This is a genomic window from Gordonia sp. NPDC127522 (genome assembly GCF_042672305.1).
Lineage (GTDB): Bacteria > Actinomycetota > Actinomycetes > Mycobacteriales > Mycobacteriaceae > Gordonia > Gordonia hongkongensis.
In genome coordinates this window covers 37727-64355 of the sequence record NZ_JBHXVK010000016.1, presented here as the reverse complement: position 1 = coordinate 64355, position 26629 = coordinate 37727, and the positions used below count along the sequence as shown (strand labels likewise).

23 protein-coding genes and 1 riboswitch are annotated in these 26629 nt (G+C 69.1%); of the genes, 12 read left to right on the top strand and 11 right to left on the bottom strand.

The genetic code is table 11. The annotated features are described in order from the left end of the window. Positions 1 to 15 precede the first annotated feature (15 nt). The 8 genes from gcvP to secA2 form a co-directional block, all read right to left on the bottom strand. Positions 16 to 2934 carry an aminomethyl-transferring glycine dehydrogenase gene (gcvP, locus tag ACFVHY_RS19790; protein ID WP_390274914.1) on the bottom strand — a complete coding sequence of 973 codons (2919 nt, stop codon included), beginning with the start codon at positions 2932 to 2934 and terminating at the stop codon, positions 16 to 18. 173 nt (positions 2935 to 3107) lie between these two features. After that, a riboswitch (glycine riboswitch) is annotated at positions 3108 to 3211 on the bottom strand. Positions 3212 to 3240: 29 nt separating this feature from the next. Next, positions 3241 to 3885 carry a MerR family transcriptional regulator gene (locus ACFVHY_RS19785; protein ID WP_390274912.1) on the bottom strand — a complete coding sequence of 215 codons (645 nt, stop codon included), beginning with the start codon at positions 3883 to 3885 and terminating at the stop codon, positions 3241 to 3243. 295 nt (positions 3886 to 4180) lie between these two features. Beyond that, on the bottom strand, positions 4181 to 4693 hold the full coding sequence (locus ACFVHY_RS19780; RefSeq protein WP_055475394.1) for a bifunctional nuclease family protein: 513 nt from the start codon (positions 4691 to 4693) through the stop codon (positions 4181 to 4183). A gap of 174 nt (positions 4694 to 4867) precedes the next feature. Next, the gene (locus ACFVHY_RS19775) at positions 4868 to 5554 is read right to left on the bottom strand and encodes a MerR family transcriptional regulator (RefSeq protein ID WP_055475436.1); all 687 of its coding nucleotides are present in this window, start codon (positions 5552 to 5554) and stop codon (positions 4868 to 4870) included. Positions 5555 to 5595: 41 nt separating this feature from the next. Next, positions 5596 to 6048, bottom strand: a complete 453-nt coding sequence (gene garA, locus ACFVHY_RS19770) for a glycogen accumulation regulator GarA (protein ID WP_055475393.1) — start codon at positions 6046 to 6048, stop codon at positions 5596 to 5598. 315 nt (positions 6049 to 6363) lie between these two features. Beyond that, positions 6364 to 6768, bottom strand: coding sequence for a glycine cleavage system protein GcvH (gene gcvH / locus ACFVHY_RS19765; RefSeq protein ID WP_055475392.1), 405 nt, complete (start codon positions 6766 to 6768; stop codon positions 6364 to 6366). A gap of 20 nt (positions 6769 to 6788) precedes the next feature. Further along, positions 6789 to 7418: a CDP-alcohol phosphatidyltransferase family protein gene (locus tag ACFVHY_RS19760; protein ID WP_055475391.1), complete on the bottom strand. Its 630-nt coding sequence runs from the start codon at positions 7416 to 7418 to the stop codon at positions 6789 to 6791. Continuing rightward, complete coding sequence (secA2, locus tag ACFVHY_RS19755) at positions 7415 to 9811, bottom strand: accessory Sec system translocase SecA2 (RefSeq protein ID WP_390274907.1); 2397 nt, start codon at positions 9809 to 9811, stop codon at positions 7415 to 7417. Before secA2 ends, ACFVHY_RS19760 begins: the two co-directional genes overlap by 4 nt. Before the next feature lie 152 nt (positions 9812 to 9963). On the opposite strand from secA2, the gene ACFVHY_RS19750 reads away from it, so the two are divergent. Then, positions 9964 to 11511 carry a hypothetical protein gene (locus ACFVHY_RS19750; protein WP_390274905.1) on the top strand — a complete coding sequence of 516 codons (1548 nt, stop codon included), beginning with the start codon at positions 9964 to 9966 and terminating at the stop codon, positions 11509 to 11511. Positions 11512 to 11548: 37 nt separating this feature from the next. Here ACFVHY_RS19750 and ACFVHY_RS19745 read toward each other — a convergent pair whose 3' ends face one another. Then, on the bottom strand, positions 11549 to 12763 hold the full coding sequence (locus tag ACFVHY_RS19745; protein ID WP_390274902.1) for a hypothetical protein: 1215 nt from the start codon (positions 12761 to 12763) through the stop codon (positions 11549 to 11551). Between the two features lie 88 nt (positions 12764 to 12851). Here ACFVHY_RS19745 and ACFVHY_RS19740 point away from each other — a divergent pair, with 88 nt between their 5' ends. The 4 genes from ACFVHY_RS19740 to ACFVHY_RS19725 are packed head-to-tail and all read left to right on the top strand — an operon-like array spanning position 12852 to position 15383. Next, entirely contained in the window at positions 12852 to 13268 is a 417-nt protein-coding gene (locus ACFVHY_RS19740) for an META domain-containing protein (protein WP_159371926.1), read from the top strand. Then, positions 13265 to 14245 (top strand): malate dehydrogenase, encoded by a 981-nt coding sequence (locus ACFVHY_RS19735; protein ID WP_390274901.1) that lies wholly within the window; start codon positions 13265 to 13267, stop codon positions 14243 to 14245. The genes ACFVHY_RS19740 and ACFVHY_RS19735 overlap by 4 nt, the downstream gene beginning before the upstream one ends. An 11-nt stretch (positions 14246 to 14256) precedes the next feature. Further along, a complete protein-coding gene (gene ppk2, locus ACFVHY_RS19730) occupies positions 14257 to 15087 on the top strand; it encodes a polyphosphate kinase 2 (protein ID WP_390274899.1) in 831 nt (276 codons plus the stop codon). After that, on the top strand, positions 15087 to 15383 hold the full coding sequence (locus tag ACFVHY_RS19725) for a DUF503 domain-containing protein (RefSeq protein ID WP_058253180.1): 297 nt from the start codon (positions 15087 to 15089) through the stop codon (positions 15381 to 15383). Before ppk2 ends, ACFVHY_RS19725 begins: the two co-directional genes overlap by 1 nt. Here ACFVHY_RS19725 and ACFVHY_RS19720 read toward each other — a convergent pair. Both ACFVHY_RS19720 and ACFVHY_RS19715 read right to left on the bottom strand, forming a co-directional pair. Continuing rightward, entirely contained in the window at positions 15364 to 15951 is a 588-nt protein-coding gene (locus tag ACFVHY_RS19720; RefSeq protein WP_288815240.1) for a mismatch-specific DNA-glycosylase, read from the bottom strand. The two genes, ACFVHY_RS19725 and ACFVHY_RS19720, sit on opposite strands and share 20 nt — an antisense overlap. A 40-nt stretch (positions 15952 to 15991) precedes the next feature. Then, positions 15992 to 16360 carry a VOC family protein gene (locus tag ACFVHY_RS19715; RefSeq protein ID WP_390274897.1) on the bottom strand — a complete coding sequence of 123 codons (369 nt, stop codon included), beginning with the start codon at positions 16358 to 16360 and terminating at the stop codon, positions 15992 to 15994. A 112-nt stretch (positions 16361 to 16472) separates the two neighbouring features. Between ACFVHY_RS19715 and ACFVHY_RS19710 the strand changes: the two genes are divergently transcribed. The 7 genes from ACFVHY_RS19710 to ACFVHY_RS19680 all read left to right on the top strand — a co-directional run bounded on the left by ACFVHY_RS19710 (position 16473) and on the right by ACFVHY_RS19680 (position 26625). Beyond that, complete coding sequence (locus tag ACFVHY_RS19710; protein WP_390274894.1) at positions 16473 to 19673, top strand: BTAD domain-containing putative transcriptional regulator; 3201 nt, start codon at positions 16473 to 16475, stop codon at positions 19671 to 19673. 121 nt (positions 19674 to 19794) lie between these two features. Beyond that, the gene (locus ACFVHY_RS19705; protein WP_390274892.1) at positions 19795 to 21222 is read left to right on the top strand and encodes an FAD-binding oxidoreductase; all 1428 of its coding nucleotides are present in this window, start codon (positions 19795 to 19797) and stop codon (positions 21220 to 21222) included. A gap of 57 nt (positions 21223 to 21279) precedes the next feature. Beyond that, complete coding sequence (locus tag ACFVHY_RS19700) at positions 21280 to 21693, top strand: hypothetical protein (protein WP_390274890.1); 414 nt, start codon at positions 21280 to 21282, stop codon at positions 21691 to 21693. A gap of 117 nt (positions 21694 to 21810) precedes the next feature. Next, entirely contained in the window at positions 21811 to 23439 is a 1629-nt protein-coding gene (locus ACFVHY_RS19695; RefSeq protein ID WP_390274888.1) for an FAD-dependent monooxygenase, read from the top strand. Positions 23440 to 23529: 90 nt separating this feature from the next. After that, the gene (locus ACFVHY_RS19690; protein ID WP_390274886.1) at positions 23530 to 24837 is read left to right on the top strand and encodes a polysaccharide pyruvyl transferase family protein; all 1308 of its coding nucleotides are present in this window, start codon (positions 23530 to 23532) and stop codon (positions 24835 to 24837) included. Positions 24838 to 24910: 73 nt separating this feature from the next. Beyond that, positions 24911 to 26110 carry a serine hydrolase domain-containing protein gene (locus tag ACFVHY_RS19685; protein WP_390274885.1) on the top strand — a complete coding sequence of 400 codons (1200 nt, stop codon included), beginning with the start codon at positions 24911 to 24913 and terminating at the stop codon, positions 26108 to 26110. Positions 26111 to 26139: 29 nt separating this feature from the next. Further along, positions 26140 to 26625: a PPOX class F420-dependent oxidoreductase gene (locus ACFVHY_RS19680; protein ID WP_390274882.1), complete on the top strand. Its 486-nt coding sequence runs from the start codon at positions 26140 to 26142 to the stop codon at positions 26623 to 26625. Positions 26626 to 26629: the final 4 nt, after the last annotated feature.

Below are 26629 nucleotides of genomic sequence, written 5' to 3'. Positions count from 1 at the left end.
TCAAACCCCTCCGTCTCAGCTGTAGGCCTCGATCGGCGGGCAGCTGCACACCAGGTTGCGATCGCCGTACACCCCGTCGATCCGCCGGACGGCCGGCCACACCTTCGCCCGGCCACCCGCGGACGGCAGTCCCTGCGGGTAGACGGCGAGTTCCCGCGAGTACGGGTGGTCCCACTCGCCGACGAGCGACTCGGCCGTGTGCGGGGCGCCGCGGAGCGGATTGTCCTCGGCGGGCCACTCCCCTCGTCCGACGAGTTCGATCTCGCCGCGGATGGCGATCATCGCATCGCAGAACGCGTCGATCTCGTCGAGGTTCTCGCTCTCGGTGGGCTCGACCATCAGCGTGCCGGCCACCGGGAAACTCATGGTCGGTGCGTGAAAACCGTAGTCGGCGAGTCGTTTCGCCACGTCGTCGACGGTGACGCCGGTGGCCTTGGTGATGGCCCGGAGGTCGAGGATGCACTCGTGGGCGACGAAGCCGTCCTCGCCGGTGTAGAGCACCGGATAGTGCTCACCGAGCCGCTTGGCGACGTAGTTGGCGGCGGTGATCGCCGTGAGCGTCGCCCGCCGGAGACCGTCCGCGCCCATCATCGCGATGTAGGCATAGGTGATCGGCAGGATCGCCGCCGAGCCGTACGGGGCCGCGGCGATCGTGGCCGACCCGGGCAGTTCGTCGGCGAGCGGGTGTCCGGGGAGGAACGGGGCCAGATGCTCCCGGACCGCGACGGGTCCGACGCCGGGCCCGCCGCCGCCGTGCGGGATGCAGAACGTCTTGTGCAGGTTGAGATGGCTGACGTCACCGCCGAAATGACCCGGCCGTGCGACACCGACGAGCGCGTTGAGGTTGGCGCCGTCCACGTAGACCTGGCCGCCGGCGTCGTGCACGGCACCGCAGACGTCGCGGACGTCGTGCTCGAAGACGCCGTGCGTCGACGGGTACGTGATCATGATCGCCGCGACCCGGCCTTCGTTCGCCGCGATCTTGGCGCGCAGATCGTCGAGGTCGACGTCGCCGTTCTCGCGGCACCCGACCACCACGACGCGCATCCCGGCCATGACCGCCGACGCGGCATTGGTGCCGTGGGCGCTCGACGGGATGAGGCAGACATCCCGGTCGACGTCGCCGCGGCTGAGGTGGTAGCCGCGGATCGCGAGCAGTCCCGCGAACTCCCCCTGTGAACCCGCGTTGGGCTGGAGGCTGACGCGGTCGTAACCGGTGACCGCCACGAGCCAGCCCTCGAGCGTGGTGATCAGCTCGCGGATGCCCGTGGTGTCGTCGGCCGGAGCGAAGGGGTGCAGCTGGGCGAAGCCGGGCCACGTGATGGGTTCCATCTCGGTCGTCGCGTTGAGTTTCATCGTGCACGACCCGAGCGGGATCATGCTGCGGTCGAGCGCGATGTCCTTGTCCGACAGGGCCCGCAGGTAGCGCAGCATCGCGGTCTCGGTGCGGTACCGGTTGAACGCCGGATGGGTCAGGTACTCGCTGGTGCGATTCTCGATGGGCTGCGCGAGTGCCCGCGGGGTGACGCCGGCGACGTCGAAGGCCCGCAGGACGGCATCGATGTCGGCGTCGGTCGTCGTCTCGTCACAGGCGATGCCGATGGTGTCGGCGTCGACGCGTCGCAGGTTGATCCCGTCGTGGCGGGCGCGGGCGAGGATCGTGTCGGCCTGACCGGGTGCGTGCACCTCGACGGTGTCGAAGAAGTTCGCGTGTGCCACCGAGAATCCGCCCGCGGCGATCGAGTCGGCGATTCGGGCCGCTGCGTCGTGGGTGCGTCGTGCGATGGCACGCAGGCCGTCCGCTCCGTGGTACGAGGCGTACATGGCGGCCATCACCGCCAGCAGCACCTGCGCGGTGCAGATGTTGCTCGTGGCCTTTTCCCGGCGGATGTGCTGCTCGCGGGTCTGCAGCGCGAGCCGGTAGGCGAGGTTGCCGTCGGCATCCTTGGAGATGCCGACGAGCCGCCCGGGAAGCTGTCGGGCGTGCTTCGACCCGACGGCGAGGTAACCCGCGTGCGGTCCACCGAAGCCCATCGGCACACCGAAGCGTTGCGTCGTGCCGAAGCAGACGTCGGCTCCCTGCTCGCCGGGCGGCGTGACCAGTGTCATCGCCAGGAGATCGGCACCGGCCGCGACGAGAGCGCCGCGCTCGTGCGCTGCGTCGACGATCGCGGTGGCGTCGACGATGCGACCCGATGCGCCCGGCACCTGGAGGATCACGCCGAAGAAGTCGCCGTCCGGCAGTCCGCATCCGGGCAGATCGGGGTGCAACGAGGCCTCGACGACCTCGATGCCCAGGGGCTCGGCGCGCGTGTCGAGGACGGCGCGCGTCTGCGGGAACAGGTCCGCGTCGACGATCACGCGGTTCGACCTCGACTTGCCCGCGCGACGCATCAGCGTCATCGCCTCGGCGGCCGCGGTGGCCTCGTCGAGCATGGAGGCATTGGCCACCTCCATGCCGGTGAGGTCGGCGACCATGGTCTGGAAGTTCAGCAGCGCCTCGAGACGTCCCTGACTGATCTCCGGCTGATACGGCGTGTACGCGGTGTACCAGGCGGGGTTCTCCAGCACGTTGCGCAGGATGACGCCGGGCGTGTCGGTTCCGTAGTAGCCGAGCCCGATCATCGACCGGGCCACGGTGTTACGGGCTGCGAGGTCACCGAGTTGTGCGAGGACCGCACTCTCGCTGAGCGGTTCGGGCAGCGCCCCCAGGACGTCGGAATCGAGTTCGTCGGCGATGACGGCGGGTATGACGCGGTGCGCCAGATCATCGAGGGAAGCCGCGCCGATCGCCTCGAGCATCCGGCGGGTCTCGTCGGCGTCCGGACCGACATGACGGTCGACGAAGGCGGCTGAAAGCTGGGGGACGGCCGGAGTGGGATCCGGGCGGGATCCTTCTGGGGCGTCGGACGGGGTCGCTTCAGTGGTGGACACGGTGGCGGGCAACCTCTCGCAGGCGCCGGTACACGGACCGGCTGCTGGCCCTCCCCCTCTGTCATGTCTTCGGCCACAGCCGATGTGACGCCTGAGAGATTCGGCGCCGCGCAACTCTGCGCGATCGCCTTTCACCGTGGGCGGACGACGGATCGTCACTTTCCAGAGACGTCGTCACCACCGCGGTCCTGGGTGCCTGAGAGTTTGACGGAGAGGTGTTGCTCCTTCGGCGGCCGCCGGCGATGAGTATCCGACGGCGCTCTCCCGCAGCGTAGCGACGCGGGGCCAGTCTACGCGGAGTCTCGACTATCCGGTGCGACGGGCGCGGTTCTTGCGCCGCGCGGCCAGTTCGTCCTCGGGTGCGGTCTCACTGACACCGCCGTCGGCCCGCTCGCCGGGGAAGTCGGCGATGGTGCCGGTGAGTTCGCGCATCGCGCCGCTGACGGCGATGCCGAACACGCCCTGCCCGCCCTGCAGGAGGTCGACGACCTCTTCGGCCGAGGTGCACTCGTACACCGTCGTACCGTCCGAGAACAGGGTGATCTTCGCGAGGTCCTCGACCCCGCGCTGACGGAGGTGGTCGACGGCCACGCGGATGTTCTGCAGGGAGATCCCGGTGTCGAGCAGACGCTTGACGATCTTGAGGACGAGGATGTCCTTGAACGAGTACAGGCGCTGGCTACCGGAACCCGCCGCTCCACGGATCGACGGGACGACCAGCGAGGTGCGGGCCCAGTAGTCGAGCTGGCGATAGGTGATCCCGGCGATCTGGCAGGCGCTCGGCACCCGGTAGCCGACGAGCTCGTCGGGCACCGTGTCGTCCGGGAAGAGGCCCGGGGCGATGTCGCCGAGACTGCCCTGGGTCGGGACGGCGTCGGAACGCTCGCCCACCGGACGATCGGGTGACTGGTCGCTCGACGTCGTTTCGCTGTCGACCGGACGATCGCCCACTTCTGACTCCCTCGCAAAGCTCGGATCGGACGCCGCACCACGGTGCCTGACGTCCACGTCCACAGTACGCGGTCCAGGCTGTTTCGGGTCGGCCGATCATCTTCATCGGCCCGTGTGCGGTGCTCGATGTCGCTGATGACGCTATGCGGCGGAGGACGGTGGATCAACGCGACTCGCCACGACACTCAACCTCAACTTGAGATCAAGACAAATGGTGATCGGGCGGTGTCGATTCCGTGATCTGAGTTTCGGTTCCGGTCGGCGAACACGTTCGTCGACGGAGTCCACGAACCGGTCAGGCGCCGCTTGCCTTGAAGTCGTCCGGGGACACGTTGTCGAGGAACTCCTTGAACTTCTCGACCTCGTCCTCTTTGACCTCTTCGGGCTGCACCTCGGCGGACTCGTCGGAATCCTCGTCCGGGATCAGCAACCCCGCCTCGGCGAGAACCTCTTCGTCGGCGATGATCGGCACCTCGGCACGCATCGCGACCGCGATCGAATCCGACGGCCGCGCCGACACCCGCAGGTCGCCGGTGAAGATCATCTCGGCGTAGAAGGTGCCCTCCTGCATGTCGACGATCCGGACCTCGACGAGGGTCTGCCCGAACTCCTTGATGAGGTTCACGATCAAATCATGGGTCAACGGACGAGGGGGCTCGATCCCCTTCTGCCGCAACGCAATCGACGCAGCTTCACTCTGCCCGATCCAGATCGGCAGGTAGCGTTCGCCCTCGACCTCGCGCAGCAACAACACCGGCTGACTCTGCGGGGGTTCGACCCTGATGCCCACCACACGCATCTCGCTCATCTCGCACCTCCCAGACGCCTTGTACGGCGCTCGATTCAGTGACCTCGACGCTACACCGACTGAGCGGACAGCGGCGGCCGACTCGCGGCACCCCAGCGGATCCCCTCAGCGGGCGCCCTCGACGGATCGTCGCTGTTCAGTCCGGTGCGGCGGCCGCACGCGCGCACCGCGATCTCAGTCCAGCGCACCCTTGACGGCCGCCTTGACCAACTGCGTGTGCAGCGTCACCGACAAGGCCGCGATCTCGCGCACGAGTTCCTCGGCACGGTCGCGCGCACCGGTGCCCTTGCCCTTGGCGATCGGGTTGGCGATCTGGGCGACGAGGCCCGCCTCGCGATCTGCGGACACCTTGAACGCCCGCAGATGGCGCGTCTCCAGGCCGTAACTGGCCAGGGCCGCGGCCGCCTCGACGAGCCGTACGGCGTCCTCGTCGAAGAACCCGGCGGGCCCGGCGGTCAACAGGCCGTTGCGCTGGAGTTCGGTGACGAACGCCGAATCCACCCCGGTGCGTTCGATCAGCGACTCCCGGGAGACGCGTCCGGCGCGCGCACCGAAGTCGGTGGCCGGCGCCACGGTCCCGCGGGCCGCGGACAGCACGCGCGTTCCGCCGGGACCGAAGCCGCCGTTGCCGTTGTCGATCGCGTCGAGCTGTTCCTTGATCACCTTCAGCGGGAGATATCGATCCCGCTGGGCGGTCAGCACGAACCGCAGCCGTTCGCAGTCGGCCTGACTGAACCGCCGATACCCCGACGGAGCCCGCTCCGGGGTCACCAGACCCTCCGACTCCAAGAATCGGATCTTCGAGATCGTGATGTCCGGGAAGTCATCACGCAGTTGGGCGAGGACCGTGCCGATCGACATCGATCCTTCGCCGCGGGGGGCCGTGGACGCCGTCACGGGTGTCAGGCGTCTGCTTCGTCGCGGGGACCGCTGAGGAACACCAGACGGAACTTGCCGATCTGGACCTCGTCGCCATTGCTCAGCGACGCGGTGTCGACCGGCTCGCGGTTGACGTACGTGCCGTTGAGGCTGCCCACGTCGACAACCTGAAAGTCGTTGTCGCCGAGACGGAACTCGGCGTGACGACGGCTGACGGTCACGTCGTCGAGGAAGATGTCGCTGTCGGGGTGCCGGCCGGCCGAGGTCGTCGGCTGATCGAGGAGGAACCGCGACCCCGCATTGGGCCCTCGCTTCACGACAAGCAGCGCGGTCCCGGGAGCGAGTCGTTCGACCCCCGTGTCGGCCGGCTCACTCGAGGTGCTGGTCCCGGCATCGAGTTCATTGATGAACTCCTCCCGGAACACCGATGTGGTCTCCACCGGCGCCTCGAAGTCCCTGTCGTTTTCGCTCACCACTTCTCCTTCGTCGTCGTCAGTGCCGACCGCACAGTCGCCAACCCCGTTCTCGGAACCGCCGGCATCGCCTGGGACGGTGCCCGTCGGCTCTCGCCACGATGGCCGGTCGAATCTACATGACTTGTGCGGCCGGGTAGTTCTCGGCGCGAGATCGTGAGCATCGGTGTCACGTCGCGCCTCGTTCCCACTGCCGTAACCGTACCGGTCCTGCCGATCCCACCGGCGCGCGAGTCGACTCCGGCATCGACGATCATATCGTTCCGGAGGCGATCAGCCGGGTCGATCGGGGCACCGGCCGTTCACGGCCGGGAGAACTCACCCCTCGATGACGGCGCGGTAACCCGCGGCGTCGAGTACCTCGCCCAGGTGTTCGTCGAGGGTCGCCTCGTCGGCCGCCTCGATCTCGACCAGCCACCCCTCGCCGTATGGGTCCGAATTGACCAGTTCCGGCGACGCGTCGAGGGCGTCGTTCACCGCCGACACCGTGCCTGCGAGCGGCCCGAAGATGTCCGAGACACTCTTCGTCGACTCGACCTCGGCGAACGACTCGCCGACGGTCACCTCCGCACCGCTCTCGGGTAGCTGGACGAACACCACGTCGCCGAGGGCGTCCTGGGCGTAGTCGGTGATCCCGACGCGCACCGTCGTCGGCCCGAGTCGCTCGATCCACTCGTGCTCCGCGGTGTAGCGCAAGGTCTCTGGCACTTTGCTGTCGGTCACGCGAACCCCTTTCGTCCTCGTCAGACTCTACTGTCTGCCGAGTCGCCTGCCGGGTGACGCGGCGGCATGAGCCGCATCACCAGGATCGTCTGATACCAGTACAGGACGAAGGACCACAGATACAGTCCGACGCCCCAGATCATGAAAGCCCAGCCGATCGGGTAGGCGATGGTGCCCACGATCGAATCGAGCTGTCCGGCAAGAAGCCACGGGAATGCGCTCATCAGCGCGAAGGTCCCCGCCTTGCCGATGTAGAGCACCGGGAGCGCCAGCACGCCCCGCGAACGCAACAGCGGCGCGGACGCGAACAGCAGGACGTCGCGCGCGATGATCACACCGATCAGCCACCACGGCAGGAACTCCCGGATGCCGAACGCGATCGGGATGATCACGATGTAGAGCCGGTCGGCGGCCGGGTCGAGCAGCGCACCGATCTTCGACGACTGGTCGAGGAGCCGCGCGATCTTGCCGTCGGCCCAATCGGAGAAGCCCGAGAACATGAGGACGGCGAAGGCCCATCCGTCCGCCTTTTCGACGAGGAGCAGCCACACGAACACCGGGATGAGTGCGAGCCGAAGCACGCTCAGCGCGTTCGGGACCGTGACGATCCGGTCCGGAGCCGGCGTGGTCGCCGCCTCCGGCTCGGTCACCGGAAGATCCCGATGATGCCCTGCAAGGTTTTCGCTCCGCCCGAGGAGAACAGGTTGTCGTGGACCATGTAGGTCCAGGTGGTCGTCGACCGGTGCAGATCCGCCGACCCGAGGTCGACGCCGTCGGGGGTGATGTCGGCCTCCCGGAACGTCTCGCGCGCCTTCGCGAGGGCCGTACCGGGTAGATCGGCGAACTCGGCGAGGATCAGCCGGTGGAACTCGTCCAGCGGGCTCTCCTTGCCCAGCGACCGGAGGTGGATGCTGGCGCGGACGTCGGAGACGAACGCGAGATGGTCGGCCCAGGCGCGGTCGAGATGGTAGAGCACGATCTCGCGCGCGGCCTGTGACAGCACCTCGCGAGGCACCGGCGCGACCGCCGGGGCGGCCTCGTGATCGGCCGCGGCCTTCTCGGCGTCGGCCTTCTCGGCGTCGGCCTCGTCGGTGGTGGTCTCCACGGTCCTCGTGCTCCCGGTCAACTGCGCGTAGCGGTCCGGTTCCAGATCCGCCAGCTCTTCGAGCGCGGCGTCGGTGGTCAGGATCTGCATACGACGTTCGACGATGATGTCCCGCTGCTGATTGACCAGCTTGTTGTAACGCCAGGTGTTCGCGTGGAGTTCGAGCATCACGCCCTCGGCGATCCGCTGGGCCTGCTCGATGAGGTCGACGCCCTTGCTGCCCATCGAACCGTCCTCGTTGGGCGACACGGGATCTCGCTTGAACGCGAGGTTCTTGGTGACAACCGGGTCCTCGAGGCTGGAGAAGAACACCGACGTACCTGGATCGCCCTGACGGCCCGCGCGTCCACGCAGCTGGCTGTCGAGGCGTTCGGTGTCGTGGCGGCCCGTTCCGACGACGCACAACCCGCCGAGTTCGATGACCTCCTCGTGGGCGTCCGCGTCGTCCTTCGATCCGCCCAGGCGGATGTCGGTGCCCCGTCCGGCCATCTGGGTGGACACGGTGACGGCGTCCCGGGCGCCGGCCTCGGCGATGATCTTCGCCTCTTCGGCGTCGTTCTTCGCGTTGAGCACGACCGACGACACCCCGGCCTTGTCGAGGAAGTACGCGAGTTCCTCGGACTCGGCCACGTCGTGGGTACCGATGAGGACGGGTTGTCCGGTCTCGTGGATCTCCTTGACGTAGGCGACGATCGCCTCGACCTTGTTGGCCTTGGTGTCGTAGACCCGGTCGGGCAGGTCGGTCCGGACGTTGGGGGTGTTCGGCGGGATCTGCGAGACGCGCAGTTCGTAGAACTGGCGGAACTGCTCGCCGGCGGCGAGCGCGGTGCCGGTCATGCCGCAGACCTTCGGGTAGCGGCCGATCAGGGCCTGCACCGTGATGGTGTCGATCACCTCACCCGAATCGGTTTGGGTCAGCCCTTCCTTGAGCTCGACCGCGGCCTGCACCCCGTCGGGCCAGCGCTGGAGCTGCGCGACGCGGCCGCGCGAGGCGTTGATGAGGTGCACGCCGCCGTCGCGGACGATGTAGTGGATGTCGCGTTCGAGGAGATAGTGGGCGTGCATGGCGATGCTGACGTGTACGAGCGTCGTGCCGACGTGCTCCTCGCTGTAGAGATCGATGCCGCCGAGTTCTTCCTCGACGAACACCGCACCCTCGTCGGTCAGGGTGACGTTGCGCCCCTCCGCGTCGACCTCATAGTGCTTGTTCTTCATCCGAGACACGACGTCGTGGATCGCCGCGTCCGGCACCTCGGTCTCGGTCGAACCGGCGAGCACCAGCGGCACCAGCGCCTCGTCGACGAGCACCGAATCGGCCTCGTCGATGATCGCCACGTCGGGTGTCGGTGAGACGAGGTCCGCTTCGGACAGGGCGAGCTGATCACGGAGGACGTCGAAGCCGATCTCGTTGACCGACCCGTAGGTGACGTCACCGGTGTAGGCGCGTCGCCGTTCCTCGCGGCTCGAGTTCTCCGAAACCGCGTGGACGGTGATGCCAAAGGCGTCGAACAGCGGCTTCATCCACTCCGCGTCGCGGGTCGCCAGGTAGTCGTTGACCGAGATCACGTGGACCTGATGTCCCTGCAGGACATGGCCGATCGCGGCGATGGCGCCGGCGAGCGTCTTGCCCTCACCGGTGGCCATCTCGACGATGTCGCCCTCCAGGAGCCGGAGGGCGCCCTGCAACTGGACATCGAAGGGCCGCAGATCGATGGTGCGGTCAGCGGCTTCCCGGACCAGGGCGAGGAACTTCGCGCGGTCCGCGGGCTTCTCGGCGATGTCGAGTTTCTCGGCCTCCGCACCGAACGCGCCGTCGGCGAGTTCGGCGGCCCAGTCGGTGTGGGCTTCGGCATCCTTGATCACACCCAACGACTTCGACTGGTTACGAGTCGACTGGGCACCCAGAAGGCGCCACATGCTGTTGCTCAGCTTTCCCACCGAAACATTTCTCCTGATCGTTCCCGGTTTTGTCGCGACCCACCCCCTCCGGGCGGTCAGGTCAGCAACAACGGTACGCGGCCGCTGGTCGACCGAGGACGCCGACATTATGATCAGTCCACCCGTTTCGGCTCGAGGACTAAGGACGGCCCATGACCAGGACTCGCCGGACCAGGGTTCGACTCCGCCTCCTGCGCGCGACGATCGCCGGGTCGCTGATCGCGGTCGGGGTCGGCCTCGGCGCATTCAACGACTGGTGGGTCGCGCTGTTCTTCGGGATCCCCCTGGTCTTCGCGGGCATCGCGGTCAGTCCCCGCGCTTCCCGGGTGTCGGAACTGCCGGAGTTCCGGCGCGCCACGTCGCCGGACGCCCCGCAGGTCGACGTGGAGGCGCTCACCCGCAGCAGCCTCACCGCCGACGACTCGCAACCGACCATGGTCACCGCGACGATCAACCCACCGAACGACACCGCGTACCGTGCGCGCTGGATCACCTCGATGACCAAGGGGAATTTCCAGTCGCTGACCGACACCCCGTTCACGACACTGCCGCCGGACGCTCTCCCGCCCCGCGACCAGCCCGAGACCCCCGAATTCGACGACCAGCCCGGCCGCTGGGCGCTCGTCTATCCCGCGGTCACCCTGCTCGTGGCCGGCGCCTTGCTGTTCGGTGTCGCCGGCGGGTGGCACGTCGAGGGGCCGTCGCTCTCGGGGTTCGATTCCGCGATCGACTCCGACGACGAGGACGGCGAAGAGGACGCGGCGACTCTCGCCGATCAGCATCGGCAGATGCTGGACGCGATCGCCGAATACGCGGGCCCGCAGGGCGTACACAACGTGCTGCAACTCGACTACGAGGTCGGCTCTCCGTCGGCCTCCGCGCGCGTCTTCGATCCCGACACCGGCCGCGCCAGGACGATCAACATCGGTGACGGGTACTCGAATTCGTCAGTCGTGCCCAACACCGAACGGGCGAACAAGACCTTCGACGCCGCGGCCATCGAACCGAACACACTCGGCTCACTCGCCGACCCGATGGTGGCGGCGGTCCGGCCGTACGCCACCGAACCGGAACTGGACAAGGTGGTCATCGAGCGGCGCGGACCGGACGGTCCGGTACTGATCACCGGGACCATCGAACCCGACGAGGGTGTCATCGACGACTACGTCGTCCAGGCGACACCGGACGGCACCATCGCCGAGTTCTTCGACCCCGCGGACTTCGCCAAGTCGTTCGAACTGGCGCGTCGTGAACTGGCGGCTGCTCGTGTCCCCGTCGACGCGCCCGTCATCGAGGAGTTCATCATCCAGGGGACGGCGGACGGTGTGTCCCCGGTCACGGCGAGCGTCATCCAGAACTCGGGCGGGGTCCTAGTGAGGTACCGGCTCGGCGACCGTGGCGGCGAAGTCGCCGTCGCACCCGGCGAATTCCCGGTCGCAACCGTCAGCGAGGGTCGTTACCGAAGCGTGGGCTTCCGCTTTGACAGCATCTCGGCGGACACCCTCGACCAGGTCAGGGCCGACTTGATGAGACGTGCGTCGGTGCCCGAGTACGACCGTGACGCGGTGGGCGTCGAGGTCGAACGCAACCGTATCGACGAGGCTCCGCAGTTCGTCATCCGGATGGACATCGCCAACACCGACGACGCCGAAGCGATCTATACCTTGGATGGACGCTTCATCAAGGAGGGTCGGTACTGACACCGGAACCCGGCCGGCGCGACCACACCGGTCGGCCTCACACCTTCGGCGTACCCGCTGCGAGCGCCCTCCGCGTGACGGCCTGCAGTTCGGCCACCGCCGCTTCGGGCGGATGCAGCACCCCGCGATCGGTCATCGTGGTGACGATGTCGCGGACGCGGCCGTAGTACGTCGCCTGTTCGGCCGGCGTGCTGCTGGCGGCGGCGTGGTTGTAGAGCTTGAGCGCGCGGTCGAGGTCGTCCTGATCGGTCTGCTCCAGGTAGCTCGCGCCCACCCGCCGGCCGTTCTTCTCGCAGGCGATCCAGGCCCGCCGCAGTCTGGCGACGGACTGCTGGTAGGCGTCGGCGCGCGAGCGGTTGCCCGGGTAGTCGTCGGTCCGCAGGGCCATCGCCTCGTCGAGCGCGAGATGGAAGGTCTGCGTCTGTTCGACCGTCACGTCGGTCACGGCCGGATACCTCAGCAGCATGGCGGGATCGAGTTCGTAGGTTCCGTAGGCGCCGAGGACCTCGTCGTGGCGACGCGCCGCTTCCTCCCACAACCGTTGCGCCGCTTCGTCAGAGCCCGCGTCGGCGATCCGGGGCCCGCCGGATGCGGGTCGGGTCAGGTCGACCGGTTCGTCCGGCGGGGCACTCGCCGCTGCCGCCCGCGACCCGGCCGGCGTCGGGGCGCCCTTCTTCTTCGTGGCGATGCGTTCCGGCGCGTGCCGCCGAAGCCGGGCCAGGATCTCCGCGACCGCCGGGTCTCCTTCGACGACGGCGACCCGCCAGAACTCCGTCTCGGGCGTGTCGTCGGACTCGTCCCGCGAGCTGGGTGGCGTCCGGTCGGCGGGAACGGGCTCACCGTCCCGGCTCGCGAAGGTGAGTTTCAGATACTTCTGCCCGACGACCGTCAGGTGACGCGCACGCTCGCCGGCCATCTCCGAAGTCGCGTCCGCCGGCCCACCCACGGCCACCGTGACGAGCGAGTCGAGCGGGTAGCTGACGAGTGTGCGGTCCTCGTTCCCGAAGTAGACCGTGTCGTCGTCGACGGTCAGCAGGACCGCGCCTCGTTCACCGAGCCGGCCGAAGGCCGCCCCGAGCAACGACGCCGCGATCGCGCCACCGACCACCGCCGACGTGATGAGACCGTCGACCCCGGCGATGTTGAGCGCGACGAGTGCGACCATCCCGGCGGCCATGAGGACCCAGGCGGCGGTGGCCGAACGATGGTGGCGACCGGTCAGGTACTCGGTCCGACACGTCACCGGGACCATGGATCCCCCACATTCGTCATATCCATCCTCTGTCCGGTCGGCTACCGTTGTGCACGTGAGTTCCGGCGAACACCGCATCAGCTTACGCATGACCCTGCTGCTCAGCGCACTGATCGTGGCGCTCGGCACGACGATCGTCGGTGTCGGGTCCGCTGCCGCCGCGCCACCGGCTCCCGCCTTCGTGGGCAAGACCTACACCTCGACCGCGGTGACCGGTGAACAGATCCCCGGCGGTGGACCGCTGGAGGTGAGTTTCCCGGCCGCCAATCGGATCGCGCTGTCGGCCGGTTGCAACCGGCACATCGGGGATCTCCGCGTCGACGACTCACTGTTGCGTCTCGGCTCCCTCGCCTCGACGATGATGGCCTGCCCCGGTCCGCACGCCGGCGCCGACGCCTGGGTGACCGCGTTCACCAAGGAACCGCTGACCTGGTATTCGGTGGGCCACGCGCTCGTCCTCGTCGGCCCCGCGGCGCAGGTCCTGCTCACCGAGAAGCCCTCGTGAACCGCCGACCGGTCACCGTGACCGTGACCGGCGCGGCCGGCAGTATCGGGTACGCCAGCGTCTTCCGGATCGCCGCCGGGGCGATGCTCGGCAAGGATCAGCCCATCGCCCTGCGCCTTCTCGAGTTGCCGCAGGCGGTCTCGGGCGCAGTGGGCACCGCGATGGAACTCGACGACGGCGCGTTTCCCCTCCTGAAGTCCGTCGACGTCCTCGACGATCCGCGCAAGGCATTCGACGGGGCGAGTTTCGGTCTGCTCATCGGGGCCCGTCCGCGCACCAAGGGCATGGAGCGCGCCGACCTGCTGGCCGCCAACTCCGACATCTTCGCCGCCCAGGGCTCGGTCATCAACGACGTTGCCGCCGATGACATCCGGGTGATCGTCGTCGGCAACCCCGCCAACACCAACGCCGCGGTCGCCGCCGCCAACGCGCCCGAGGTCCCGGCCGACCGGTTCACCGCCCTGACCCGTCTCGACCACAACCGCGCCATCGCCCAGTTGGCCCGACGCACCGGCGCGGGCGTCGACGAGATCAGCCGGGTCACCGTGTGGGGCAATCACTCCGCGACCCAGTACCCCGACATCTTCCATGCCCGGGTCGGCAGCCGTAGCGGGTCGGACATCGCCGCGGACCGCGAGTGGCTCGTCGACGACTTCATCCCGACCGTCGCCCGACGCGGCACCGCGATCATCGAGGCCCGCGGACAGTCGTCGGCGGCCTCGGCCGCGAACGCCACCATCGACCACGTCCACGACTGGGTTCTCGGTACACCGCCGGACGACTGGACGTCGGTGGCGCTGCCGTCGCCGGGTGTCTACGGCGTGCCCGAGGGACTCGTCTGCTCGTTCCCGGTCCGCTCGGTCGACGGCAGATGGCAGATCGTGGAAGGACTCGACATCAACGACTTCTCCCGTTCGCGGATCGACGCGTCGGTCGCCGAACTGCAATCCGAGCGCGAGGCCGTCGGCACCCCGTAGTCTTTCTGTCCATGTCGAAGAAGGACAAACCGAAGCAGCCCAAGGTCGCGAACAAGGTCTACGAAGCGGAGCTGTTCCGGCTGCAGACCGAGCTCGTCAAGCTCCAGGAGTGGGTCCGCGAGAGTGGCGCTCGCGTGGTGGTCATCTTCGAAGGACGCGACGCCGCCGGCAAGGGCGGGACGATCAAACGCATCACCGAGTACCTCAGCCCGCGGATCGCGCGGGTCGCCGCGCTTCCGGCGCCGACGGATCGCGAACGCGGACAGTGGTATTACCAGCGTTACGTCGCACATCTGCCCGCGCCCGGTGAGATCGTCCTGTTCGACCGGTCCTGGTACAACCGCGCCGGCGTGGAGAAGGTCATGGGTTTCTGCACGCCCGAGGAGCACTCGCGGTTCCTGCGGCAGACCCCGATCTTCGAGCAGATGCTCATCGACGACGGCATCCTGCTGCGCAAGTACTGGTTCTCGGTGTCCGACGACGAACAGCTCAAGCGGTTCCGGTCACGCATGAACGACCCTGTGCGGCAGTGGAAGCTGAGCCCGATGGATCTCGAGTCGGTGTACCGGTGGGAGGACTACTCGCGCGCCAAGGACGAGATGATGGTCCACACCGACACCGCGCTGAGTCCCTGGTACGTCGTCGAATCCGACGTGAAGAAGCATGCTCGCCTGAACATGATCTCGCATCTGCTGTCGACCATCGACTACGCCGAGGTCCCCCGCCCCCGCGTGTCCCTGCCCAAACATCCGATCGAGTCGGGCAACTATCACCGCCCGCCGCGCTCGCTGTCCAAGTACGTACCCGACCACGTGGCGACGCTGATCCGCACCGATCACTGATGTGGATCGGGTTCTGCGAGTTCGACTATCTGCTCGGTGACGTGCACTCGCTGAAACAGAAGCGGTCCGTGGTGCGACCGATCGTCGCCGATCTCCGCAAGCGCTACACGGTCTCGGCTGCCGAGGTCGGACACCTCGACGTCCATCGGCGAACCGTCATCGGCGTCAGCGCGGTGGCCGCCGACCGCGGACATGTCGTCGACGTGCTCGACGCCGTCGAACGTTCTGCGGCAGCCCATCCCGAAGTCGAGTTGCTGTCGGTGCGGCGCCGGGTCGTCAGCTCGGAGGACTTCTGAGGTCGTCGACGACCCCGGCGGCAACAGCGGCCCGGCGGTAGGCGGCGGCGAGGGACTCGACCGTCTCGTGCGCGTTCAGTCCGCTCGGGTTGGGGACCACCCAGAGTTCGGCCCCGTCCCACGTCTCGTCCTGCCGTCCCGGCACGGCATCGCGGCGCCCGAACGCGCTGCGATACGCGGTGATCCCGGCGACCGCGACAACCCGTGGGCGGATCTCACGAACCCGTTCGCGGAGGCGGCGTCCCCCCTCGCGGAACTCGTCGACGGTCAGTTCGGCGGCGGTCGCTGTGGCGCGTGGCACGACGTTGGTGATCCCCACGCCGCGGTCGAGCAGCATCGTCCGGTCGGCGTCGGACATGCCCGTCGATGCGTCGATCACGTGGTCGACGATGCCGGCCCGGGCGAGCGCCGGGTAGAACCGATTGCCGGGCCGGGCGAAATGCGCACCGGTGGCCGCGGTCCACAGGCCGGGGTTGATGCCGACGAACAGCAGCTTGCAACCGTCGCCCACGAGGTCGTCGACGGTGCGGTCTCGGTAGGCGAGCAGTTCGGCCCGGGTGAATCCCATCAGGCGCACCCGGTATTCGGCGGGCCGATGCGGGGACGCGTCAGGATGCCGTCTCCGCATCGTGCCGGGCCGACACGCAGAACTGGTTGCCGTCGGGGTCGGCGAGCGTCACCCACACGAAGCCGGGCATCTCACGATCGGCGATCCGGCTCGCGCCCGCCGCCACGAGTCGATCCACCTCCGTCTCGAGATCGTCGGTGGTCAGGTCCAGATGGATGCGGTTCTTGCCGGGTGTGGGGTCCTCGACCTGCTGGAACGCGAGTAGTGGTGTGCCCTCCCCGACCGCGACGACGACGAAGTAACCGTCGTTGTCCTCGACGATGCGGCCGCCGAGCTGCTCGGCCCACCACGTCGCCAGGGGCGCGGGCGCGAGTGCGTCGACGGTGATCATGCCCAGTGCGAGACTCATGGCTGCCAAGCTACTCTCGGCCACCGACATCCCCGGGCGGTCGCGGGCGGATCGTCGTCACGTTCGCCGCTAGCCGCCCGGAAGGACCCGGTCACCACTTACACTCACGCTGATGCTCGAAATCTCCTATACGGTCTTGGGCGGCCTCGGGGCTCAGATCGGTTCCGACCCCGTCGAACTCGGCACGCGCAAGCAGCGCGCGACACTCGCCCAGCTGATCCTCGCCGAGGGCGTCCCGGTGCGCGCCGACAGTCTGATCGAGGGCATCTGGGGCGATTCGCCACCGGAGCGCGCAGAGGTGTCGCTCCAGTCCTACATCTCGGGCCTGCGCAAGGTCCTCGAGCCGCATCGGAAGCCTCGGACTCCCTCCACGGTCCTGCTCACCCACGGGACGGGGTACAGCCTCCCGACGGCCGCCGACAACGTCGACGTGCGCAGGCTGACCGCCCGGGTGGGCGATGCTCGTGCCCTGATGCAACAGGGCGACGCGGCGGGTGCCGCACCGCTGCTGCACCAGGTGCTCGCCGACTATCGCCCCCTGCTCCCCGAGTTCGAGGGCCTCGCCTTCCGGGACGAGGCCGCTGACCACCTCGACCGCATGCTGCAGGCGGCGCGGGAGATGTCCTTCGAGGCCCGCATGGCCGACGGCGACCACCGCCTGCTCGTCACCGAACTGGAGACCGAGGTCGAACGCGCGCCGCTCGACGAGGGCTTGTGGGTGCTGTTCGCCACCGCCCTCTACCGACTCGGCCGTCAGTCCGACGCACTCGGGGCGATCGCCACCGCCCGCCGGACCCTCGCCGAGGAGATCGGCGTCGACCCGGGACCCCGTCTCCGCACCCTCGAGCGCGACATCCTCGACCACGCTCCGCATCTCGACGCCCCGGCCGCCACCGCCGCGGGCAAGGTGGCGCACGCGCCGGACGTCCCGGCACCGGGCCCGCGGACATCGACGCAGTCGATGACGGACGAATCGGTCGACGACGCCGACCTCGACGACGCCCCGTCGGTGGTCGGCCGGACCGACGAGCTCGCCGCGTTGCATCGGGCGGTGCTCGCCTCGATGACAGGACACGGCGGCGTGGTCGTGGTCGAGGGCGAACCGGGCGCGGGCAAGACAGCGCTCATCGACGAAGCCGGCCGCCGGGCCGCGGGCGCCGCCGATCTCCGGGTGCTGTGGGGGCGCTGCGTCGACGACCCGGCCGCACCCTCGATGTGGCCGTGGGTGCAGATCCTCGGTGCGGTCCTCCCCCGGCTCGACCCCGCCGATCGGGAACGACTCCTCGACAGTTCACTCGGCCGGATGGTGACCGAGGGCGTCAACGTGATCCCGCCGCCCCGGCAGATGCCGGACGCGGCCGCTCGATTCCAGTTCTACGACCAGGCCGCCGATCTGCTCGAGGGGGTGGCCGCGACGTCGAAGCTGATCATCGTGCTCGACGATCTGCAGTGGGCCGACGGTGCGTCGCTGGAGTTGTTCGCGCACATGGCCGCACGACGCACCGCCGGGGTCACGTTCTTCGCCTCGTTGCGTTCGCCGTCGAACCGGCCCGTCGTCGCCACCACCCTGGCGACGCTGGCCCGGTTGCCGGAGCATCGCCGCCTCCACGTCGGCCCGCTCGGCGGCGACGACATCTCCGAGCTCATCCGGCGCGAGACCCGGCAGTGGCCGGAGATCGCCACCGTGTCGTCGATCCAGCGACGCACCGGTGGCAACGCCTTCTTCGTGCGCGAACTCGCCCGCATCCTGGCCGACCGGGGGTCCATCGCGGGCAGCGCCGTCCCGTCCGGCATCCGTGATGTGGTGCGCCAGCGACTGGTCGGCATGTCCGCGGCGACGACCGAACTGCTCGAACTCGCGTCCCTCATCGGGACCCGCGTGGACCTGGTCCTGCTGGCGACCGCCGCGAAGCGCCCGGTGGACGAGGCGCTCGACCTCCTCGAACCCGCGGGCGAGGCGGGTGTCATCGATCTCGGACCGGACGACCCGTTCGGATTCGGCTTCAGTCACGACATCATCCGGGAGGCGATCGCGGACGGCATCGCCGCCATGCGCGCACGGCGACTGCATCTCGCGATCGCCGACGCCCTCGCCGGCAACTCCTCACCGCATGCCGTGGCGAGAGTCGCGCGGCATCTGTGGTCCGCCGGGCCGCTGGCCGACCGTGAGCGCACCACGACCGCCCTCCTCGCGGCGGGGAACATCGCCCTGCGCACCTACGACTTCGACGGGGCGCGCCGGCATCTCGGGGATGCGGCGACGCTCGCCCGCGCGACCGGCGACCAGCAGGCGGAGCTCGTCGCGATCACCACCCAACTGGCCGGAGACGTCGCGGCGCACGGGTACTTCGCCGCCGATCCCGAGTTGCAGGACCGCGCTCGTGTACTCGCCTCCGCCCTCGGCGACGCCCGGCTCCTCGCCACACTCGACTACGCCCGCTGCGCGGCCCACATCCAGATCGCGGATGCACACACCGGTCACCGCCTCGCGGAGGATCTGCGTCGGCGCGCCGAGAGATCCGACGACCCGGTCGTCACCCATCTGGGCATGCACGCCGCCGGCATCGACGAGTTCACACGCGGCAATTTCGGTGCGGCGCATCGCATCTTAGAGGACTATGCGCCGATCGACGTCGTCGTCGACGGTCTCCGTGACGATCAGCTCGCGATGGCCCGCGGTTTCCGCGCCTGGGCGGTGACCGTGCATCGCGGTGTCGACGCCGGCCGGGACCTCTTCGCCGCGATGGCCGATGCCCATCCCGATCCACGGTCCCGGCTCGCCATGGCCATCTTCGCCGTCGGCGCGGCGTCGATGCTCGGCGACACGAGGTGGGTTCTGGACGCGGGCCCGGCCATCACGTCCGACGGCGTCGGGCCCCTCGCCTACCTCCGTCGCGGCGGAGAACGCATGTACTGGTGGGCGCGCGCCCTCACCGGCGACCTCGACGACGCCCTGGAGCACATCGAGCGACTGGGTGCCGACGAGGTCGGCATGGAGGATCACCCGCGGACAGGTGAGGGCTACTGGCTGGGTCTGCACGCCGAGGTCCTCGTCGTCGCCGGCAAGCTCACCGACGCCGCCACACTGCTCGACCGGGCCGACGACTTCGCCGACCGCACCGGTGAACGCTATGCCGACGCCCACCGCCTCCTCGTCCGCGCACGTTACGAGTACGCCAACGGGCGTCCGGCGTCCGTGGTCGGCGCCACGCTGGCGACCGCGCGCGACACCGCCCTCGCGCAGGAGGCGGACGGGTTGATCCGACGAATCGACTCACTGGCCACGACCTGGGGTCTGACGTCCCCGACCTGAGTCGCCAAGTCCGTCTCAAGTCGCCTTCAAGGCCCGTCGGCGACCCTGATCAGGACTCCGGCGTCGTCCGGAGCCCGACGAATTCCGCCGGATCGTTCCGGCCGCGACCGAGGACCTGCCGATGCCCGCAACACCCGCCTCCTCCCTGCCCGAGCACGCCGAGCGCCTCACCGTCCGGACCCGTACCTCGGTCCTTGCGCAACTACGCGACCGGATCGCCGGCGACGTCTTCGGCCCCGGCGATGCCGGCTACCTCGACGCGCGATCCGGCTTCAACCGACTCGACGTGCACCGCCCGGCCGTGATCGCCGTGCCCGATAACCATTTCGACGTCGTGGAGGCGGTCCGCTTCGCCGTCGAGGAAGATCTACGCGTCGCCGTCCAGGCGACCGGTCACGGCACGGGGAGACCGGCCGACGGCGGACTGCTGATCAACACCTCCCGGCTCTCGTCGGTGAGCGTCGACCCCGTCGCCCGGACCGCCCGGGTCGGCGCCGGCGCCCCATGGCGGACGGTCGTCGACGCGGCGGCGCCGTACGGTCTCGCGCCACTGATGGGCTCGGCCGGCGGGGTCGGGGCGGTCGGCTACACCCTCGGGGGCGGTTTCGGCTGGCTCGGTCGGCGCTACGGCCTCTCGTCGGACCGCGTGCTCTCGTTCGACCTGGTGACTCCGGACGGGACGCCGATCCGGGTCACCGATACCAGTTTCCCGCACCTCTTCTGGGCGTTGCGCGGCGCCGGCGCCGGCGGTCTCGGTGTCGTGACGTCCATGGAGATCGCGCTCGTCGAGGTGTCGACCGTGTACGCCGGCAACCTCTTCTATCCGGCCGCCGACGCCGAGGAGGTCATCCGCCGGTTCCGTGACTGGGCGCCCGCCCAGTCCGAGGAGCTGACGTCGGCCGTCGCGATTCTCAACCTGCCGCCCACGGACGACGTCCCGGCGCCGCTCCGTGGCCGGAGCTTCGCCGTCGTGCGGGGCTGCTGGTCGGGGGATCTCGACACCGGTCGGGCGATCGTCGACGAATGGCGCGAGTGGCGCACGCCGGTCGTCGACATGTGGGGTGCGCTGCCGTTCGCGGCGATCGACGCCGTCAGCATGGACCCGACCGAGCCGATGCCGGTGATGGTCACCACCGAATGGTTCGACGATCTCCCCGACGAGGCCGTCGACATCGTCGCCGCGCGGGTCCGGCCGGCCCCGGCGTCGGCGCCGCTCATCGTGTGCGGCGAGATCCGCCACGCCGGTGGAGCGATCGCTCGCAGCGCGGACAACGCGCCCGACGATCGGGGGCGACAGGGCCGGTTCCTTCTCGAACTCGTTGCGGCGGTAGCCGATCCGCACGTCGCATTGGCCGTCGAGTCGACGTTGCGGGTGACCCGCGCCGAGCTCGAGCCCTACGTGACCGGCGCCGCCTACCTCAACTTCACCTCGGGCTCCGAACGCATCGCCCGGGCCGCGGACGCATTCAGCGCGGACAACCGTCGCCGGCTCGACGAGATCAAGGCCGCCCTCGACCCGGCGAATCGCTTCTGTCACGGCGACCTGTGATCGGCCAATCGGACAGCGCACTTGCCCAGGGTGGCCGGATGTGGACTGATGGTCGGCATGTCTGAAACGTCCGAACCCCGACACGATCGCACGCCAGACGCCCGGCCCCTGCTCGTCGTGGACGCCGCCAACGTCGTGGGTTCGGTGCCCGACGGGTGGTGGCGCGATCGCCGCGGAGCCACCGAACGGTTGCGGACACGGCTCGAGTCCGTCGCCGTCGGCGGACTCGAAGGGCTGCCGGGGCCACTCGAGGTGGTGCTCGTCGTCGAGGGTCGGGCCCGCGGTGTCGTGGCGAGCGAACAGGTCCGGATCGTCGATGCGCCGGGTTCGGGCGACGACACGATCGTCGGCGTCGTCGCGGATTCGGATCCTCGTCGCGAGCGCATCGTGGTCACCGCCGACCGTGAATTGCGGGCCAGAGTCGCGCAACTCGGCGCCCAGACGATCGGCCCCGCCGCCATCCCGAGATGACCGGGGCCGGAATCGACCGTCCTCTTGACGTCCGATTTCTCCGTTCTGGTGGCGGTGGGATGCCACCCGCCCGATAATCCTCAGAGTGTCGGCGACTGCCGACAACGGGAGGATTCCATGACCGAAGTCGATGTCCTGATCGCCGGCGCCGGCCCCATCGGCTTGACCGCCGCCATCGAGCTGCGCAGGCGCGGAGTTCGCGTGCGGATCGTCGATCCGCTCCTCGAACCCCCGCAGTACGCCAAGGCGGTCGGGATCCAACCGCGGACGCTCGAGGTCTTCGAGAGCATGGGCGTCGTGGAACAGGTGCTCGACGCCGGGCTCGAGATGCGCGGACAACTCGTCTACGTCAACGGAAGTCAGGTCTCGCGGGTCGATCTGTCGACGCCACCCGATGTGCCCTACCGATTCCACCTGCTCCCCCAGTACGCGACCGAGCGCATCCTGCGTGAGCGCCTGACCGATCTGGGTACCGACATCGACCGGGGCACCGCCGTGTCCGCGTTCGACCAGGACGCAGACGGGGTGACCGTGACCCTCACGGGTCCGCGCGGGGACACCACCGTCCGTGCGGGCTATCTGCTCGGCGCCGACGGCGCCCACAGCGTGGTGCGCAAGGGTCTCGGGCTGTCCTTCGAAGGGGCCGCCTTCACCGAGCAGTACATGCTCGGCGACGTCGTGGCGGACTGGTCGATGCCCCAGGGGTACGCGATCCGCTCGATGCACCAGACCGCGGACGGCACGACCGACGACCAACTGGTGTGCATCCCCCTTCCCGGCCGCGGCCGCTACCGGATGTCGATGCTCGTCCCCGACGAACTCGCGGTCGCACCGACCACCGGCGGAGACGGTGTGGCGCACGGTTTCGAGGGAACCAGGGCGCCGGAACTGTCCCACATCCAGGCCGTGGTCGACCGCCTCGCACCGGAACCCGCGACGGTGTCGAACCTGCGCTGGTCCTCGGTGTTCCGGATCAGTCACCGCATCGTCGATTCCTACGGTCGTGGACGCGTGTTCGTCGCCGGCGACGCCGCCCACATCCACCCGCCCACGGGTGCGCAGGGGATGAACACCGGCGTGCAGGATGCACACAATCTCGCCTGGAAGCTCGCCCTCGCCGTCGCGGGTGTCGGCTCCGATGTGCTCCTCGACAGCTACGACCTCGAACGTCGGCCCGTCGGCGAGGAGGTCGTGGGACGCACGGTCCGGGACGCCCGCGAGGGCATCGGCGCCGATTCCAACGACTTGGACTTCATCATGCGGCGCGAGGGCCAATTGTTGATCTCCTACGCCGACAGTCCGCTCGTCGCCGGGTCGGCAGTGCCCACGGCGCCGGCCGCGCCGCGTGCCGGTGAACGCGCACCGGATGCCGCCGGCCTCAGCCGCGATTCCGTCAATTTCCCGCTGCGACTGTTCGACGTGATCGGCGGCGTCGACCATTCGCTCGTCCTGTACGCCGACCCCACCGCCGGGGCCGACGAGGTCGCGGTGCTTGAGTCACTCGCCGACGAGATGTCGGCGAAGGCGCACGGCCACATCGACATCCATGTGATCGCCGCGTCGACCGCGCAGGTCGGCAGCACCGAACTACCGCTGCTCCGGGACACCGACGGCCGCTTCGCCGATGGCTACCGCCCCGACGGCTCGACGGTGTTCGTCATCCGGCCCGACGGGTATGTCGGGTACCGCGGGCCGACCACCGACGGCAAGGCCGCGCTGCGTCATCTCGAGGGCACCTTCGGGTAGCGGCTGCACCTCGTACCGGCGCGCGGCCATGTCGTTCGATCTCTGTCCGACCGGGGCCACCGGCCGCCGCACGCCGTAACCTTGGGGATCGTGACCAGCAGACCGGCACCCAACCGCCCCCTGTTCCGGGCCGCGGGCGTGCTCGCCGACCGCATCGGCACCTCGGTCCGCCAGCGCTCCGCCGAGTCACGTCTCGGCCGCGCGATGGGTGCCGGCGAGGTGATCTACCTGGTGGCACCGACCGGCCACCCCAACTACGGCGACGAACTGATCGCGAGAACCTGGTTGCGGCACCTGACCCGGGTGCGTCCGAATGCCACGATCGTGCTGGACTGCCACAGCCCGGGCACGGCCACGACGCTGCTGCGTGATGCCCACCCGAACATGCTCGTCGTCGACACCCTGTGGCAATTGACCACATACGCCGCGGAGGCCGAACAACCCGCGCCCTGGGAGTGGGTCGGCGCCGCCGCCCTCGACTCCGGTCTGGCGCCGCGACTGACCGCCGGGATCGACCTCCTGGAGTCGGCGACCACCATCCACCTCCTGGGCGGCGGTTACCTCAATACCGTGTGGCCACACCATGTCTCGTTGTTCGTCGCAGCTGCTGCGGTGGCCCGGCACTCTGGGGCGCGCCTCGCCGCGACTGGTCAGGGACTCGTTCCCGCGCTGCAGGGCCCCGCGTGGGCGGCGTTGACCGAGGCGTTCGCCGCATTCGACGTCGTGGACGTGCGCGACACCGCGTCGTACGACGTGCTCGACGGCGTCGTCGGCGCACGGCATTCCGGCGACGACGCGTGGCTGGCCCTGCACCGGCCGCGACCTCCGCTCTACCGCGAGATGGATGCACCAGCCGAGAACGGCGTCGTCCTGTGCCTGCAGTCCGATCTCACCGAGCGGTTCACCGGACCGCGGGCGACCGGCGTCGAAGCCCTGGCCGACTTCGTGCGCGCGACGCTCGACGCCTGGGACGTACCCGGTTCGGCGGTCACCGTCGTCGAGGGAATCCCGGGGCACGACAACGAGGTTCCCTACCGGCTCGGCGCGCGGCTGGCCGGCGCCACCGTGCTCACCTTCCGCGACGTCTGGAACGACGGGCTGCCCGCCGGACACCGCAGCACCTGGATCAGCACCCGGTTCCACCCGCACCTGATGGCCGCGGCCGCCGGCGATCCCGGGATCGCGGTGGTGGCGATGCCGGGTTACTACAGCACCAAACATCGATCACTGGTCGAAGCCGGCTCGGACTGGACCGTGGTGGATTCCGGCACGTCCGTCCCGGAGCGGCCGCACGGGCGGGGTTTCGACCCGGCGGCGCGGGAGCGGGCCGTCGCCGCGAAGCTCGCCACGGCCGTCGACATCTACCCGGTCTCGCCGGCGCTGGCGCACCGCATCTGACACACGCGCCCCGGACGTTGTCCCATTTACGCCAAGTCGCCTCGGTGCGCCGACCTGCCGTTAGAGTGACCACATGAGCCGAAACCCCGTGCGCGCCACGGCCCTCCTCCGCATGGTGACGATCGGTGCAGCGGCCGTACTCGGCCTCGCCGCCTGCTCACCCTCGGAGACGGCATCCGGTGCGGGATCGTCGAGTGCCGCGCCCGGCTCGGGTCAGACGACCTCGGTGCCGGCCGACACCGCGGCGGCGTTCCAGAAGGCGATCGACGACACCCGGGCCGCCGGGAATCTCCCCGGCGTCATCGCCCGGGTCATCTCACCGGCCGGAACCTGGACGGGGACATCCGGGGTCCGGGCGGCCGGCGGAGACGATCCCATCCAGACGGCCGATCACACCCGCATCGGCTCGCTCACCAAGACGATGACCGCCACTCTGCTGCTGCAGCTCGTCCAGGAGGGCCGCGTCTCACTCGACGACCGCATCGACAGGTTCGTCCCGGACGCCCCCAACGGCAGCGCGACGCTGCGCCAGGTCGCCGACATGACCAGCGGCATCCCGTCGTACACCGCGTCCGAGTCCTTCGACCGAAAGTTCTTCGCCGACCCCGAATCCGTCTGGACGCCCACCGAACTGGTGGACACCGCGAAGGCGCTGCCACCGAGCTTTCCGCCGGGGCAGGGCTGGGAGTACTCCAACACGAATTACGTCCTGCTGGGCCTGGTCATCGAGAAGGTGCTGGCGAAACCCGTCGGCGAGGTCTTCGCCGACCGGATCTTCACGCCCCTGGGCATGGACGAGTCCTCGTGGCCCGGCGGGTCGGTCGCGATCCCCGATCCACATCTCGACGGCCTCACCGATCAGGGCCAGCCCGACGGGCAGACGGTCGACTCGACGCGCTGGAATCCGTCCTTCGCGTCCACCGCCGGTGCCGTCATCTCGACCGTCGACGACCTGCAGACCTGGGGTGAGGCCTTGTTCACCGGGCAGGGCGTCCTGAATCCGGCGACCCAGCAACTGCGCCGGGATTCTGTTCTCACCTCGCCGCCACCGAACACCGCCACCTCCGGATACGGCATCGGTATCGGCAACCGCGACGGATGGTGGGGTCACGACGGGGATTTCCCCGGATACAACACCTCGTTGTTCCACAACTACGATTCGGACACGACGATCATCATCGTGATCAACACCGACGACGCGATGACGGTCGACGGCAAGTCGACGACCCCGGTCAGCGCCGTCCAGGCCGGCCTCATCGCCGCGCTCCCCTGAGACTTCGAGTCCCGGCGTAAGGTCGGCACATGGCCAGAACAGTCGCGAAAGCCGATGGTGTCGACCGTGCCGAACTGCTGGAGTTCATCCGGCCGCGCCACCACATGATCCTCAGCACCATCCGTTCCGACGGCAGCCCGCAGATGTCGCCGGTCACCGGTGGGGTCGACGAGCAGGGCCGCATCGTCATCTCGACCTATCCCGGCCGGGCGAAGGCGGCGAACCTCCGGCACACGCCGGTCGCCAGTGTGGTGGTGCTCTCCGACGACTTCAACGGCGCCTGGGTCCAGGTCGACGGCGACGCCGAGGTCCTCGACATGCCCGAGGCCGAGGACGCGCTCGTCGACTACTTCCGCAGCATCTCCGGTGAGCACCCCGATTGGGACGAGTATCGAGCGGCGATGCGGACCCAGGGCAAGTCGCTGATCCGCATCACGCCCACGAGGTGGGGCCCGGTGGCCACCGGCGGTTTCCCCGCCGGCGTCGCGGCCCGGCTCGACGCTCAGGACCGATGAGCGC